Annotated in this window: 15 protein-coding genes; 4 read left to right on the forward strand and 11 right to left on the reverse strand. The window is 58.0% G+C overall.

Translation table 11 applies throughout. The annotated features are described in order from the left end of the window. Window positions 1–55: 55 nt before the first annotated feature. The 4 genes from ABIE13_RS03770 to ABIE13_RS03785 all read left to right on the forward strand — a co-directional run bounded on the left by ABIE13_RS03770 (window position 56) and on the right by ABIE13_RS03785 (window position 3,673). The gene (locus tag ABIE13_RS03770) at window positions 56–1,117 is read left to right on the forward strand and encodes an NAD(P)/FAD-dependent oxidoreductase (RefSeq protein ID WP_354441297.1); all 1,062 of its coding nucleotides are present in this window, start codon (window positions 56–58) and stop codon (window positions 1,115–1,117) included. Then, window positions 1,114–2,418: a purine-cytosine permease family protein gene (locus ABIE13_RS03775; RefSeq protein WP_354441298.1), complete on the forward strand. Its 1,305-nt coding sequence runs from the start codon at window positions 1,114–1,116 to the stop codon at window positions 2,416–2,418. The genes ABIE13_RS03770 and ABIE13_RS03775 overlap by 4 nt, the downstream gene beginning before the upstream one ends. A 37-nt stretch (window positions 2,419–2,455) precedes the next feature. Further along, window positions 2,456–3,214 (forward strand): 3-hydroxyacyl-CoA dehydrogenase, encoded by a 759-nt coding sequence (locus ABIE13_RS03780; protein WP_354441300.1) that lies wholly within the window; start codon window positions 2,456–2,458, stop codon window positions 3,212–3,214. Between the two features lie 90 nt (window positions 3,215–3,304). After that, complete coding sequence (locus ABIE13_RS03785) at window positions 3,305–3,673, forward strand: TfoX/Sxy family protein (RefSeq protein WP_354441301.1); 369 nt, start codon at window positions 3,305–3,307, stop codon at window positions 3,671–3,673. A 128-nt stretch (window positions 3,674–3,801) separates the two neighbouring features. Here ABIE13_RS03785 and ABIE13_RS03790 read toward each other — a convergent pair whose 3' ends face one another. The 11 genes from ABIE13_RS03790 to ABIE13_RS03840 all read right to left on the reverse strand — a co-directional run bounded on the left by ABIE13_RS03790 (window position 3,802) and on the right by ABIE13_RS03840 (window position 15,410). Next, window positions 3,802–4,215 (reverse strand): polyhydroxyalkanoate granule-associated phasin, encoded by a 414-nt coding sequence (locus ABIE13_RS03790; protein WP_354441303.1) that lies wholly within the window; start codon window positions 4,213–4,215, stop codon window positions 3,802–3,804. Between the two features lie 232 nt (window positions 4,216–4,447). Next, window positions 4,448–6,010 (reverse strand): glutamate--cysteine ligase, encoded by a 1,563-nt coding sequence (gene gshA / locus ABIE13_RS03795; RefSeq protein ID WP_354441304.1) that lies wholly within the window; start codon window positions 6,008–6,010, stop codon window positions 4,448–4,450. A gap of 162 nt (window positions 6,011–6,172) precedes the next feature. Beyond that, window positions 6,173–7,087 (reverse strand): SDR family NAD(P)-dependent oxidoreductase, encoded by a 915-nt coding sequence (locus tag ABIE13_RS03800; protein ID WP_354441306.1) that lies wholly within the window; start codon window positions 7,085–7,087, stop codon window positions 6,173–6,175. 131 nt (window positions 7,088–7,218) lie between these two features. After that, a complete protein-coding gene (locus ABIE13_RS03805) occupies window positions 7,219–8,184 on the reverse strand; it encodes a PDR/VanB family oxidoreductase (RefSeq protein WP_354442339.1) in 966 nt (321 codons plus the stop codon). A gap of 407 nt (window positions 8,185–8,591) precedes the next feature. Further along, window positions 8,592–9,371 (reverse strand): GntR family transcriptional regulator, encoded by a 780-nt coding sequence (locus tag ABIE13_RS03810; RefSeq protein ID WP_354441307.1) that lies wholly within the window; start codon window positions 9,369–9,371, stop codon window positions 8,592–8,594. A gap of 48 nt (window positions 9,372–9,419) precedes the next feature. Beyond that, complete coding sequence (locus ABIE13_RS03815; protein ID WP_354441309.1) at window positions 9,420–9,914, reverse strand: aromatic-ring-hydroxylating dioxygenase subunit beta; 495 nt, start codon at window positions 9,912–9,914, stop codon at window positions 9,420–9,422. Further along, complete coding sequence (locus ABIE13_RS03820) at window positions 9,911–11,239, reverse strand: aromatic ring-hydroxylating oxygenase subunit alpha (protein WP_354441311.1); 1,329 nt, start codon at window positions 11,237–11,239, stop codon at window positions 9,911–9,913. Before ABIE13_RS03820 ends, ABIE13_RS03815 begins: the two co-directional genes overlap by 4 nt. Before the next feature lie 148 nt (window positions 11,240–11,387). Continuing rightward, on the reverse strand, window positions 11,388–12,368 hold the full coding sequence (locus ABIE13_RS03825; RefSeq protein WP_354441313.1) for a Bug family tripartite tricarboxylate transporter substrate binding protein: 981 nt from the start codon (window positions 12,366–12,368) through the stop codon (window positions 11,388–11,390). A gap of 71 nt (window positions 12,369–12,439) precedes the next feature. Next, the gene (locus ABIE13_RS03830) at window positions 12,440–13,183 is read right to left on the reverse strand and encodes an SDR family NAD(P)-dependent oxidoreductase (RefSeq protein WP_354441315.1); all 744 of its coding nucleotides are present in this window, start codon (window positions 13,181–13,183) and stop codon (window positions 12,440–12,442) included. Further along, window positions 13,180–14,616 carry an MmgE/PrpD family protein gene (locus ABIE13_RS03835; protein WP_354441317.1) on the reverse strand — a complete coding sequence of 479 codons (1,437 nt, stop codon included), beginning with the start codon at window positions 14,614–14,616 and terminating at the stop codon, window positions 13,180–13,182. Before ABIE13_RS03835 ends, ABIE13_RS03830 begins: the two co-directional genes overlap by 4 nt. After that, complete coding sequence (locus tag ABIE13_RS03840; protein ID WP_354441319.1) at window positions 14,613–15,410, reverse strand: HpcH/HpaI aldolase family protein; 798 nt, start codon at window positions 15,408–15,410, stop codon at window positions 14,613–14,615. Before ABIE13_RS03840 ends, ABIE13_RS03835 begins: the two co-directional genes overlap by 4 nt. Window positions 15,411–15,515 lie beyond the last annotated feature (105 nt).

Raw genomic sequence — 15,515 nt, forward strand, 5'->3', positions numbered from 1 at the left:
GGTGGCTGACGCAGGCTTGATCTGCGCCAGCCGCTTTTTTTTGTGAGGGAGAGCCATGAACATCGCTGAAGACGCGTCTTCGCCCATTGAAACCGATGTCGCCATCATCGGTGCGGGCCCAACGGGGCTTTTTTCAGCGTTTGAGCTGGGGTTGCTCGCTGTTTCCTTCCACATCATCGACGCGCTGCCCCGTGTTGGCGGGCAACCAGTGGAGCTTTACGCACAAAAGCCTATCTACGATATTCCCGGCACTTCAGTGTGCTCCGGGCAAGAGTTGGCTGACGGTCTGATGAAGCAGCTTGCTCCCTTCAAACCTCCGCTGCATCTGGGCCATCGTGTAGACGGATTGGAGCGCCAACCCGATGGCCGCTTTCTGCTTACCACTCATCAAGGCCTGCGTCTGCTTTCCAAAGCCGTGTTCATCGCAGCGGGGGTGGGCGCGTTTGAACCCAAGCGGCTCAAGCTCGACGGGCTGAATGAGCTTGAAAACCAACACCTTTTCTACAGACCACCCGACCCTGAGGTCTTGAGCGGCCAGCAGGTAGTCATCGTTGGCGGGGAAGACCTGGCGCTGGAACAAGCCATAGATCTGGCCACACGGCAAGAGGCCCGCCCTGCCCGTGTGAGCTTGCTCTACCGTCGCGATGGCTTTCAAGCCGAGCCCGCCACCGTGGAGCGATTTCGTTCTTTGTGTGCTGAAGGCAAAATTGACTTGGTAGTCGGCCAGGCACAAGGAATCGATGCGTCAGAGGGCCGACTGACCGCTCTGCACATCTTGAATGTGGAAGGCCATCCGCAAACTGTAAGCGCCGACAAGCTCCTGGTGATGCAGGGCTTCACTCCCAGGCTTGGCCCCATTGCAGACTGGCATCTGGCCATGGAGCGCAAGCAAATCGTGGTGGACACGCAAAAATTCCAGACCAGCGAGCCGGGCGTATTCGCTCTGGGCGACGTCAATACCTACCCAGGTAAGCGCAAGCTCATTCTGAGTGGCTTTCACGAGGGCACACTGGCCGCGTTCGCAGTTGCAGAGCAGCTCTCCGGAGCACCCGTGCATTTGCAATACACCACTTCTTCCACGCAACTGCACAGGCTGCTGGGCCTGTCTACTTCATGAACGCCGTAACCGCCTCCACCAACGAAGCCCTGGCTCCCATTGCGCCGCAGAACCGCGCCTTTGGTATGCGCGACCACGCCTCCCTATGGTTCAGCCTGGGGGTGGGTCTGCTGGTCATGCAGGTCGGCTCGTACCTCATGCCGGCGCTGAGCACTCCCCAGGCCGTGGCTGCCATCGTGCTCGGATCCCTCATAGGCGCTGGACTGCTGGGCTGGGTTGCCAAGCTGGGCTGCGACAGCGGCTTGGCAAGTGCCGGGCTGATGCACGCCGTGTATGGTCGCCGTTTCGCTAGCTTGCCCATTGTGCTCAATATCGTGCAACTTCTGGGATGGGGTGCGTTCGAGCTTGTGGTCATGCGCGATGCCACGGTGGCATTGGCGCGGCAGTCAGGCCTCATTGAGGCCAGCACAGGGGCGGCCGGCTTCGGCCTCGCCCCCTTTGCTGCGACCTTGGCCTGGGGTGCAGTAGTCATTGCTCTGATCAGCGGCAGCATGGTGCGCCTTGTACGCCAGCTCATCGCCCGCGTTGCACTGCCTTTGGTGGTTCTTTCTCTGTTGTGGTTGTCGTGGCAGTTTCTATCGCTCGCCCAAGCCCAAGGTCTGTCCTCGCTATGGAACCGACCCGGCACAGGTGGAATGGGCGTATTTCCTGCGCTGGATCTGGTCATTGCGATGCCTATTTCATGGCTTCCCCTCGTTGCCGACTACGCCCGACATGGCCGTAATGGCCGCTCTGCCTTGCGCGGTACCTGGTTGGGATACGCCATAGCCAATATGTGGTGCTACTCATTGGGGGTGCTCGTGGCGTTGGTGCTTCCCAGCCAAGACCTTGTCACGGCCCTGCTGCTCGCTCAAGGTGGGCTGATCGCGCTGTCGCTCATCCTGATAGACGAGGTGGACAACGCCTACGGAGATGCGTATTCGGGTTCTGTCTCTGCCCACAGCCTTTTCCCCAAATGGGGCGTACGTCGGTGGGGGATCATTATTGCCGCTGCTTGCACGGCCTTTGCGCTGGTGCTGCCCATGCATAGCCTGGAGCCGTTCCTGTTGTTACTGAGCTCGGTGTTCGTGCCTCTTTTTGGCGTCATTCTGGGCCGCCTGGCTTTGGGCGCCAACGCCCAGCAGTTGCTGGCCAATGCGCAAGGCGTGCACTGGACTCCAACCCTGATCTGGGTGGCCGGTATTGGGCTCTATCATCTGCTGCCCAAGATCGTACCGATGGCGGGCTCCGCGCTACCCACTCTGGCCATTTGCTTTGCAGCCTCCTACCTCACAAGGCCGCGAAGCAACGAGAACCGATAATCGACCTTGAAACAATCAACACCAAAAGGAGCCATCCATGCAGATCAAGGGTAAAGTTTTCATCGTCACAGGCGGTGCTTCCGGTTTGGGCGAAGGCACGGCGCGCATGCTGGCCGCTGAAGGCGCCACGGTGCTGATCGCCGACATGCAGGCCGACAAGGGAGAAGCGGTAGCCAAGGAGATTGGTGGCGCGTTCCTGAAATGCGATGTCAGCAATGAAGCCGACGGCCAGGCCGTCGTGGCCAAGGCCGTTTCCATGGGCAAGCTGATGGGCCTGGTGAACTGTGCAGGCGTGGGCCCTGCTGAAAAGACGGTAGGCAAGAACGGCCCGCACAAGCTGGAAATGTTCACCAAAACCATCATGGTGAATCTGGTGGGCACCTTCAACATGATCCGCCTGGCCGCTGACGCCATGGCCAAGAACGAAGCCGAAGACACAGGTGAGCGTGGAGTGCTGATCAGCACTGCCAGCGTTGCTGCCTATGACGGTCAGATCGGCCAGGCCGCCTACTCTGCCAGCAAAGGGGGCGTGGTGGGCATGACTCTGCCGATCGCACGCGATCTTGCACGCAACGGCATCCGCAATATGACCATCGCCCCGGGCCTTTTCGGAACCCCCATGCTGTTCGGAATGCCTCAGGAAGTGCAAGACTCTCTGGCAGCCAGCGTGCCCTTCCCTAGTCGTCTGGGCACCCCCCAAGACTACGCCAAGCTCGTGAAACAGATCGTTGAAAACGACATGCTCAACGGCGAAGTAATTCGTCTGGACGGTGCTATCCGACTGGCACCGAAATAAGCTGCTCGCGTGCTGCACCCAATGAGAAGGACCGATTAGCTGGGTGCGACCCGCGTCCCAATGCGGCAACTCCTGCGGAGCCCAAACATCATGTCTACCCAGCCCGAAACGATCGCATTCCTGTTTGATCAGCTTGGCGACCTGCCCGGGCTGCGCTCGCGGCGAATGTTTGGCGAATACTGTGTGTATGTAGACGACAAACCCGTCGCCTTTGTTTGCAATGACATGCTGTATGTCAAGCCCACAGACGCCGGGGTGGGCATCATGGATCCGCCGGTGTGGGGAACGTTCTATGAAAAGGTGAAGCCGCACCTTTTGGTCACAGCAGACAGGTGGGACGAACGCGAATGGCTGCGTTCACTGGTGATGGCCACAGCCGAAGCACTGCCCAGGCCCAAGCCCAAAGCAGCTCCAAAAACCGCCCCCAAGCTAGCCTCGAAAAAAAGCCGCTCACGCTAAGCGGCTATTCATGGCCCGGGGTGAATAGTGAACCCTAAACCCCGTCCGTTCGGGCCGAGCTTGGCCTGTCCTGAGCTATTCGGCGGGTTGAAGCCCTGCGCAGCGCTTCAACTATTCAAGTTCTGTGATCAACCGCGCGCTAGGCGCTTGGCGTTCGCGACCGCCTTGGCGCGCACAGGCGCCAGCCCCGCATTGAGCATGCCAAGCGTTGCACTCTGCCACAAAGCCAGTGCTGACTTGCTTGCAGGCGTGGCTTGCCCAGTCCAGGGGGGACCCCAGGGCTGTGCCATGGCCATCAACAGGGAGGGGCCGGACATCGCGGCATGCATGACCATGGCTACCCACGCTTGACCAAATGCCACCTGCTTCTCTACCACCATTTGCGTGAACTCTTTTTGGTCACGCGCCGAGGGCATGCCGCCACTGCCTGCAGTCATGCGGGCCATGCGATGGGCGACAACCTGAGGGGCAGCGAGCGCGAGGTCCGTGCTTTGACGAAAGAGCGTGGCGACTTCTCGACTACGACCGCGACTGGAGGACATAAGTTACTTCCTAAAAATGCAATCTTTACAGTCCGTGCTCCATATAGCTTCGGGGACTGCTTCACAACGCTATTCAATGCCATGCATCGGACGCTAGGCCGCATGCGTGGCGCGTTTACGCTGCATCAAGAATTACTTATCCACTATAAACACTTTTAGGGTCGAGAAGGTAGAGAGCGCCCTCCAAAGCGCTGTGTGATGGAGCGCTCAAGCTGCCCGCCTACAGGACTTGTCAGACGGATTCTGCGTTGGCCATCAGAGCGCCTGTGCGCAGGCCCAGCCGATCGGGCGAAGTATAGGCCTCACGGTACTGCTCGAATGGCATCGTGTCCGAGGCTTCGATCCGCTTGCGCGATTGCACCGACTCTGCAGCAAGCTTCTCAAAATGCTGTTGCCACTCATGCGGATAAGGCAACGCAAGCAATTCGATGCGTGTTTGAGTGGATCGCTCACGCACGAAGCCCATGAAACTGTTCCCAAACTCGCTTTGCATGGCGCTCAGCACGCGCGCGGACGGCAAGTTCTCAGGCGCACGCATGGCCGCCACCGCCGCATCGAGAGCTGCGCGGTAGGCGTTGCCACCATGAGCTGCATCAAGAGCGTCTGCGATGGGATCAAACTCACTCAGTAATTCGTTGCCCCATTGCTGCAGCGAGATCTCCCCACCATCACGCTCGAGCATGAGCCCTGGCTCCCGACCTCGAGCTGCTGTGCGGTGCTGGTTGCGCCCGAGGGCTGCAATTTCCTGCGGAGTGTCTGGAGGACTGTCCGAAAACAACGCGTGCAAGAGGAACATGTCAATGAAACGGCCCGTCTCCGCGGTAATACCAATAGGCACAAACGGATCCAGATCCATCAGGCGCACTTCGACGTACTCCACGCCTCTTTCGCGCAGCGCATGCAAAGGGCGCTCCCCCGGGAAAATCACTCGCTTGGGCCGGATGGTGCCGTAGAACTCATTTTCGATCTGCAGCAAGGTGGTCGCCAACTGGTTGTAGTCGCCGCCAGGATTGCGCAAACCCACGGATTCGTAAGCTGGGTAAGGGCGTGTCAAGGCGTCTTCCAGCGAGGCTCCGTAGCCTTCGAGGCTGTTGTAGCTGACCGCCAGAGATGTCTGGGCTTCGCTCTGGTAACCCAGACGCCCCATGCGAAGCGAAGTGGCATGGGGCAGGTACATGGTGTTTTCACTGAGCGCCTCAAGTTCGTGAGGTCGCCCTTCAACGAAGCAGGAACACACCGCGGGCGAAGCGCCGAACAAAAACAGCATCAGGAAGGCATGCCGGCGAAAATTTCGGATAAGACCAAAATACTCATCGCTGGTCACACCAGGCATGGACCAGTTGTAGTGAATACCCGAAATGGTTTGCATGCGCCGACCATACCGATGGCCCAGGCCCATCCGGTAGACGCTTTTGGCTCGCGCGACATTGGAGCTTCCGTAGAAGCCCAAGGGAATCATTTCATCCGGAGGCAATGCGCACGGCATGCTGGAGACCCAGAGCATTTCATCGCCCGCTTCATCAAGCACGCGATAGGTTTCCTGATGGATCTGCGTCAATTCTTCCAGGCAAGCTTCGACGCTACCGTGCACGCCCGTGACCAGTTCCACCTGCGATTCACTGAAATCGGTGGTGATATGGGGGTGGGTCAGCGCAGAACCCAAAGCAGCAGGATGCGGCGTGAGCGCCAACCGACCATCTGGTTGGACACGCAGGCTTTCTTTTTCGATTCCACGGCGAATACCCCGCAGTCGGTCGCCAGGCAGCGCCGCTAATTGGCTCCTTAGCTTTTTCATATCGTGTCTCATTTCTCAGGCAGGGGGGCGACGGTATCACAGGCGGCAATTCCACGCGCACGCGAGGGCTCCCGGCGGCCTGCCTGCGCTGTGATATGCAGATTTTGACCGCGTTCGGTTCTATAGTACGCGGCTTTTGCGAAACGTGCCTTGCGCGCCTGATCAGCGGTGGGCTGCCATGGCCTGGGTCACTTCGTTGGTGCCCTGGTCTGCTCCGCTCGCCGGAACGCTATCGCCAGTCCGGCTCGTGACTTCTGCCAGATTGGCCAATAGGCGCTCTGGCGTGTCCGGCGTCAAGCCCAGGTGCATCCCTTTGGTCATGGTGACGAAAGCAGCCTCGTAGGTACCTGCGCCTGCGCACAGCGTAGTACGCGAGGGGGAATCCTCGCACGCCAGCACCAGCATGGCGGGAACTACGGCTTCGGGACGGAGCATCTCCAGCACCGGGGCGGGCATCAACCCTTCGGTCATGCGGGTGGCCGCCGTAGGGGCCAGACAATTGACGCGAATGTCATGCTTGGCGCCTTCCAGGCTTAAAGTCTGCATGAGGCCCACCAGAGCCAACTTGGCTGCACCGTAGTTGCTTTGCCCAAAATTGCCGTAAAGACCAGTGGACGATGTGGTCATGACGATGCGTCCGTAGCCTTGTGACACCATGTGCGGCCACACCGCTTTGGTGGTGTGCACGGCGCCCATCAAATGCACATCCAGGACAAGCCGGAAATCGTCAAGGTCCATCTTGGCGAAAGATTTGTCGCGCAGAATGCCTGCATTGTTGACCAGGATGTCCACGCGGCCCCAGGTATCGATGGCCTGCTGCACCATGGCCTGTACCGCAGAAAAGTCTGTTACAGAGGCGCCGTTGGCAATCGCTTCACCACCAGCGGCCTTGATCTCATCCACTACCTTTTGCGCTGCAGATGCCGAACTGCCGCTGCCGTTCACGGTACCGCCCAAGTCATTGACCAGCACTTTGGCCCCGCGTGCGGCCAATCCCAGCGCATGCAGGCGACCCAGGCCACCGCCTGCACCAGTGACAATGGCTACGCGGCCGGAAAAATCGAGGGGGTTGCTCATGCCTTCACTCCTTGTATTCAAACTAGCGGACAAACCCCTGAATGTAATGCCTCGGCAGCTGTTCCATGAAATGCAAAGTCCCGCGGCCGCAGGTTGAGCCCTTGTTGCCGACGAGCGGGCTCAAGGACAGCCTATATGTCCAAAACCAACCGTGTTGATTTTGCGCGCGAGCAGCATGGCGTGAACAGATCATTCGCAGCTTGTTCCGCAGGTGTCAGACAATGGTCCCTGTGATCTGGCACGCCGGCCAAGACGCGCGTGATACAGGTCCCACAAACGCCCTCCTCACACACCGAAGGTATTTGCACCCCTGCATCGGAGAGAGCTTCCAAGGCTGTCTGGTCTTTTTGGACCACGATGACTGCTCCTGAGCTGGCGATCTGGACTTCAAAGCTATCGGTATCGCCTGAAGATTTCGGCTCTCCCGCAAAGTATTCAAAATGGACCTGCTCCTCTGGCCATTGAAGAGCTTTGACGGCATCGAGCACGGCACTCATGAAGCCCGGCGGACCACAGAAATACAGGTGCGCTTTTCCGTGGTGCTTCTTCAGGAGCTCTCCAAGTTCCAGCTTCTGGCTGGGCTCTGCGTCGTCGTGGTGGAAATGAACGTGCGCTGCGAAGGGAGAATTCTTGATGCGGCTTCGAAAAGCGGTTCGCGCCACCGAACGCGTCAGATAGTGCATCTCAAATTGGGAGCCCATACTGTCCAGGCGTTCGGCCATGCAAAGCAGAGGCGTGATGCCTATCCCGCCAGCCAGCAACAAACTGAAAGGCGCGTCATGCGCAAGCGCGAACCGATTCTTGGGAGCGCTGATTTCCAATTCATCGCCCTCGCGCAACTGCTCGTGCATGTATTTGGACCCACCTCTTGAATGCGGCTCCTTCAATACAGCGATGAGATACCGATGCGTCTCTGAGGGTTCGTTGCACAAGGAATACTGCCGCACTATTCCTTCACTTGTTGTCACGTCTATGTGCGACCCGGCCGAGAAGGCCGGCAGCGGCTGTCCATCAGACGGTGCCAATTCAAAGCTGGCTATATCCTGAGCTTCGTCGATGCGCTTTACAAGTTTGACTTTGAGCGACGTTGATGCAATGGGTTTCATGGCTTGCGACAGACTGAATTGCCGAGACTCTCGTTTTGAGAGCAATGCGTGTCAGACAAAGATTCTTAAAAGTGGATCCATTATTCCCGCAATTCGGAGGATGTCAACTCGATGACGCAACCCCTTAAGCCAAGCGCATTAGCGCATCAGCGCACTGGAGTGCGGCTGTGAATCGGCCACAGGGGCGGTTGGTGGTTTAGGCGCACCTGCAGCCTCATAGGTGCGCGCGTTGGAAGCAGGTATTTCCTGGGAGCGCCAAGCTACAGTTTGGCTATTCAGAGGTCTCTACTAACGCTGCAGTGCCAAGCTGGAGCGTGGAGCTCCCAGGGGAACAGCCGACTCCAAGGGCAACCTGGTCAGACGGAGCTCCAGCTTCGTAGATGCGCGTCTCGCAGCGGTCAGGACACGGCCGCTGCTTGGCCGGTTGCACTGCCGCCTCCGCCAGCCGCCATGGACAGTGCCTGAGGAATGGCGATGGGGACGTACTCAGGGTCCATGAGATGGATGGTCTCGAGCGCAACCCGAGCCAAGTGCGCGCTGACCAGCTTGGAGGCTTCCAATGCGGATTTTCGCTCGAAGGCGCGCAGGACCGCAACGTGCTCAGCCTGCGAAGTCATCCATGAGCGCGGCGCGTCTCTCATGTTCATGCTGCGCGCACGCTCCGAGCGAAGCCAACAGGATTCAATCGTCGCCATGATTTCCTGCCCGGCGTGTCTTTTCAACAAGGCGTTGTACTTCAAATGCAACTTTTCCCACGCCGACTTCGACCGTGCATTGATGGGGGTTATCTTATTCATGTCAGCGACAACCGAACGCAATTCGTCGAGCTCTGATGGCGTGGTCTTATTCAAAGTGAGGCCAACCGCAAGCGATTGCGCCAGGATCCAGATGGCGTAGACCCCGTCAACTTCTGATGGCGAGACGGCTTTGACCCTCATCCGGTACTGGTAAGGCGCATCGACCAAACCTTCGGTTTGCAGCATGCGCAGCGCCTCGCGCACAGGCGTGCGGCTCACCCCGAATGTTTGGGAAATGTGAACCGTGTTGAGGATGTCACCGGGCTTTAGCGCTCCGGACAGAATGTCACGCCGCAAGCGCGCATAGACATCCCGAAAGTCACCTGACACGCGCGCAGGCTGGGTTGTCCCTGCAGCAACTTTTTTGCTCTTCTCGTTCATGGCTCGTCCATATGCGACCCCATCGCTCCCCGGAGAGCGCCGAACCCGTCAAAGCATGAAGGTCAGATTGCCCAGCGGCATGTCGCGATTTATCAAGAGGATCTTCTTCAGTTTGACCTTCAAGGTGTCTTCGACTTCCTCGATGTGATGCTCGACCTTGGCTACATAAGTAGCCACTTTGCCAAGCCCGATTTGAGTATAGTCGCCCGGCCGGGCTTCAACGATCAACTGACTTGAGCGGACTTTGTAGAAGCCCGGCGCTGTACCAGTCACGCGCAGATTGCTGACGAAATGGACCGTGCGCGAGCGAGGGTTCTGTGCAGGAAACGGCAACTGCAGAAGATGGTGTACCCGCTCTTGCCTGCTCATTGAATCGTCATAGATCAGGGATGCGCTCTGCGATCTCGGCACGGCGTCGTCGATAGGTGCCCAGTAAATTCCATCTTCCGTGAAAAGATCCAGCCACGGCCGAAGTTCCAGGTCGTCGAGTAGTTCAGCCTCGAGAAAAACCAGATCTCGTATGCGGTCTTGAATGTCACTCACTGCACGGCCCTCCCCTGGGCTGTCATCAGGTCTCGCCATGAGCGCCAAAAGGCCCGGTGCACCGTCTCGCTGGACGGCAAGCCCTCGATCTCGCCATTTTCCAAAGGCTTTTCGTTGTGCATCCCACGCTCCAGGATGAGCCAATCATTCTGCGTAGCGCTCAGCCCTTGCTGGTTCAGTGCGAAAACTTCAATGTCGTCGACCGCCCCATAACCGGCAGGGCCATAAAAGCGCTCATGGCTGCGCAGCATGCCTGCGTTGTATTCATCGGAGACTCCTTCAAGCGCATAAGGGTAGACGGTTACTTCGGTCATCGCCGGCCCGATGGGCCGCCATACGCGCAACTGGTTATGGATAAGCCCGAAATTTGGGAAGATGCAAGCCGCCCCGACACCTGCGATCCACTCAAGCTCGTCTCGGCCATATTTCTCACTCAGCTGGTTGTAGTATTCAGAGTGAGGACCCTCAAACAGCTGCTCGAACTCAGCCGCTGGCTTCTGGTTGATGCCATGGCCAAAGCGCGATCCAAGAACGTTTCCACGAGCCCGCAGCAGGCGCATCTTGGCTGCGTTATCGCCCTTGTGCACACCGAAGTCACCAGTCGAGTCCCCATACTTCTGCTGAAGATTGACGAATGCTTTGTGGGTATACATGAAGTGGTAACCGTCAACGATGTTTTCAGCCTGGAACTTCCAGTTTCCTTCGTACGTACCCACAAACGGCCTTCCCGTCAGGCGTATTTTCCCCACCGGGGACTGTTGCAGTTTTCGCTCTAGAAGTTGCGCTGCGCCTCCGGCCAGGTATTGTTCGAGCGGAACAACGCCGGGGTCCATGCAGGCAAAAATAAAACCGCGGTAGTTCTCTACCCTGGCCACCCGTTGCATACCCTGAGGTTGCACAAAATCCGGGCCGTATCCGTTGGGATCGTCTCGACCGGTTATTCCGGTCAATCTCCCGTCCGTTGCGTAAGTCCAGGCATGGTATGGGCAAACGAATGCGCGGGTATTTCCGCTACGCTCGCGGCACACGACGGCGCCGCGATGGACACAGCGATTCAGCAAGACGGATAGGGCCATGTCTTGGCCGCGAGTAACGATGACTGGCTGAGTACCTATGTGAGCCGTCTTGAAGTCACCAGGCTTCGCGACTTCGCTTTCGTGCGCAACAAAATTCCAGGTTTTCTGGAAGATTCTCTCCTGCTCCAATTCGAATATGCGCTGATCGGAGTACGCACGTCCGCTGACGCGAAACGTGGCTGGGCCTTCCTGGATGAGCGCATCCACTGGATATTCATCCACACGCCAAGAAATCGTTTGAGTTTTCATCGTTGAGTACGTCCCGGAGTTTGCAACCGTGAAGCCAGCGCAATGCCTGGCATCGATAGAAGCCTATGGATAGGCTATTGATGTGCATCCAAAGGTCCGCGCCTGGTTCCAGGTGATCGCGGCCTTCGTGCAATTGCGCGGAGCATTGCTATTCGGGTTTGATATTTGCCATTTTCACAACGCGCTGCCACCGTTCCAGATCGTTCTTCACTACGCTTAGAGCGGCATCAGGATTGCTCCCCACGGCCACCAGTCCATTTTCCCGAAAGGTGCGGGCCAGATCAGGCGATTGGATGACGGTGCGTAGATCGGCGGCTATCTTTTGCGTCACTGAGTCAGGCGTTCCTTTTGGGGCAAACAGTGCAAGCCAGCCTTCCAGGGCATATCCTTTGACGCTATCGCCAATGGGCGGAAGTTCCGGCATGTCTGCAGTCCGTGCAGCGGTGCTCACTCCTACAGGCAAGACCCGACCACCCTTTGCCAGCACAGAAATCACGTTGATGGGCGTCATGACCATGGACACCTGGCCAGCCGTCACGGCATTGAGTCCTGGTGCAGAGCCCTGATATGGCACGTGCAAAATATCCACGCCAGCCATGAACTTGAACATCTCAGTGAACAGGTGGCTGCTCGATCCAGGACCAGAACTTGCATAGGTATATTTGCCCGGATTGGCCTTGGCGAGTCCGACCAGATCTTCCACACTCTTGATGCCAATATCTGGATTGACGCTCAGAACGAATGGCATTGTTGCGATCACTGAAACTGGCTTGAAATCATTGACCGGATCGAAACGCATTATTTTCGGATTGACTGCCGCAGTAGCCGTCATACCGGATGGACCGCCGACCAGCAGCGTGTACCCGTCTGCAGGTGATTTTCGGACGTAGTCCGCACCAAGCGTGGAGCTGGCGCCAGGCTTGTTTTCAACAATGACTGGCTTGTTCCATAGCAGCGAGAGTTTCTGACCGACTACACGCGCGACGACATCGGTCGCGCCCCCTGGACTGAAGGGAACTACGAGATGAACTTGTTTGCTCGGGAATGGTTCGCTAGAGACCGCGGCCATCGGCACCGTTAGCGTTAGAAGCGCCACGAAAACAGATGCAGTTTTGCAAAATAATTTCATTTTTCGCTTTCAAGAAAATGAGAGTCATCGAATTTTTGAAGCCCAGCCGCCTTGTGGCTGAAGTCACCACGTCAATCCATGAAGCGGCCACCGGAAAGATTCAAGGTTTCTCCCGTGACATAGCCGCTATCGTCCGATGCCAGATACATCGCTGCGCACGAGGCTTCCTCTGATCGCCCGGCGCGCCCCATAGGAATGCCTGAAACCAGCGCTGCCATGGCTGCATCCGTTTTGCCCGCCAGCTGAACCTCAAACAAAGAGGTTGCGATCATGTTGACTGTGATGCCTGTGGCGGCGAGCTCGGCTGCCAGCACACGCGAATAAGTAATCAACCCGCCTTTGGCCGCCGCGTAGGGAGCTACATGCTTGTGCGCACCCGTCTTTCCCGACATCGAGACAAAGGAAATAAGGCGCCCTCCCAGCTTGTGCGACACGAGCCTGCGCGCGCATTCCTGAAGCATGCAGGCCGGCCCGACAAGCTCAACATCTATGACGTTCTGCATGTATTGGCGAGAGATGCCGAGCGCGTCTCTCGTTTCGACGGGCGGGGCCACCATGATCAAGATCTGGACAACGCCCACGCGTCGCTCACATTCATCCAGAAATTGAGACGCTGCCAAGGGGTCTGCAAGGTCTACCGAAATGCAATCTGTATCTGCACCCAGTTCAGCCGAAGCCGATGCGTGCAGCGATCCCACCAGGACTTTGGCACCACACTCCTTGAATGCCTTGACGACTGCCGGGCCTACACCTACGTTCCCGCCGACCACTGCGACCACGCGCTCCGCGAATTCATTGCTTTGCGACATTTTCATTGCGATACCACGTCCATAAGAGGGTGAGGAGCAACAAGCTTTTCTGTGAAGCACCCCACGTCTTCCATGCGCGACAGCATGGCGATGGAAGAAATCAACTCTGCCGCGCGCTCCGCTCCAAAGAGCGGCGTCACAGAGTCGACAAATTTTTCTTCGAACTCCTCGTCCGTCAGCGGCGCGAGCCTATGTCCGGGCTGCGGCTTGACCACGCTGGTGAAGACTCGGCCCTCAAGATCTGTCAGTTCCACGCGGCTTGTGAATCCAGTTGCCTTCCCATCCAGGCGCTCATCTGGAATGACGGACATCTTGTCCAACAGCCCGTTCTCGCGGAGTTGCATGACGCGTTCTGGGCTGAAGGATTCAACGCCCACCCGGCCGTCCAGCAACGACACCGCTACGATGTAGGGCAGTGAATGGTCCGCCGTCTCACGCGAGGTGGGCGCCCATGGTGCGCTGCGTTTCAACACGAGATGCTCATGTACATCCTGCCCGGTGAATACGCGGACCTCACGAATAGCTGCGGGATCACCAAGCTGACCTCGCACTTCAAGCGCTGCCTGAATGGCGCTCTGTCCCCGGGAGCCTACGGGCCAACGCTTGAACATGGTCCTGCAGATGGCATTCAGTGGCTTTGATGGGTGCAGCTGATCCAGCAAGGCCACTCTTTGTTCAGCGTGGGTGGCCGTTTTCGCGAGGAAACCAAAGTTGCCTTCGAATGGTCTCACCGCACCTTCAACATTGGCCTGCGCGAGCAAGCAAGCATAAATGGCGTGCCTGATGGCGTCGCTGCCATTGAATCGCTTCCACATCGTCAGATCGCCTGCCGCGTTGAGTTCGCCGGATTCGATTTCGAGAGATGCAAAGTGGGGAACTACGGCAATGGCCAGCGCCTCACGCGTCTGAGACTCATCCAGATCCAACAGTCTCGCAGCGGCGCATGTCATGCCTATCGCACAAATGTTCGGATAGTCCCACCCGGACGCACCCAAACGAATGACGTCCATCATGGTGATGATGACCTCATACCCGACTACCAAGGCGTCGAGCATCTTCTGACCACTGCAATGCCGCGTCTCCGCCAGTGCAACCAGACCTGGCACGATGTCGCTCGGATGACCGCCGCACCCAGTTCCTATGTAGACGTCGTTGAAGTCGTAACCCCGCAGCGGTACGCCGTTGACCAGCGCCGCCGTCTCAGGACTTACGACTTCTCCAGTGCCCCAGATCCTGGCTCCCCACGGGACTTGCGAATTCCTGCCATACCTCCGCCCAGCGATGGCTGCCGGATGCCTCAAGGCCCCCAATGCAACCGCAAAGGAGTCGATGAGTACGTGCCGCACTTCGTTTTGCAAGGCCTCACTGCAACCTGCAGGCACTCCGAGTGCGAATCGAGCCAAGGCCGCTTGCGTCAAGTCAACGGCGGGCGAACTCACGTGTAGCCCCCCTGCTCTGCTGGAGTGGCACCTTGGTCCAGCGCGATCCGGATCTCACGTTTGGCGCCTGCCTGCAAAAGGGCGGAGTCTTTGATGACCGTGATCAGTTGAAAGCCCTTATCCGCGTACTGCTTGCCTGTGCGTCCTCCGGAACATTGAATTCCGGCAACGATGCCCGCGCGCTTGCACGCCTGCAGGATATCCTGCACTGCTTGCGCATGTTCCGGCTCTGCCTTGTCCAGATCAGGAGCAAGTCCCAATCCCAAGGCAAGATCGGCAGGCCCGACATAGATACCGTCAAGGCCAGGCGTCGTTGCAATCTCCTCGATGTTCTTCACGCCTTCTCTGGTCTCCACCATGACAAAACACAGAGGTCCATTTCCCAGTGTGTCGGTGTCACGTGCTGCGCTGACGACCGCCGCACGGATAGGACCGAAGGAGCGGACACCCTGAGGCGGATACCGGCAGGCTTCTACCGCTTTCTGTGCCTCGGCGCGGTTATTGACCAAAGGAACAATAACGCCTTGAGCGCCCGCGTCCAATGTCTTGGCGATGAGCCAGGCCTCATTGGCAGGCACCCTTGAAATGGGCACGCTTCCTCTGGCTTCAATCGCGGCGAACATCGCAAGGCAGTCCCCATAGTCAATCAGCCCGTGCTGTTGATCCACACAGACATAGCCGACCCCCGGCGAAACCATCAGTTCGGCTGCGAACGCGGAGGGCAGTGCGGACCAGGCGCCATACACGACGTCACCGCGCTGGAAGCTCTCTCGCAAGTTCGAAAAAGATCTCATGCTCATACCGAAAAATGGATTCATTTAAAGTGGATCCATTATTGCCGTCGTTTTCTGCACGTGTCAACAGGGAATCCGCCCTCGCCTTCGAAGTAACATGAATCG

Origin of the sequence: Ottowia thiooxydans (assembly GCF_040548795.1) — a bacterium.
GTDB lineage: Bacteria > Pseudomonadota > Gammaproteobacteria > Burkholderiales > Burkholderiaceae_C > Ottowia > Ottowia thiooxydans_A.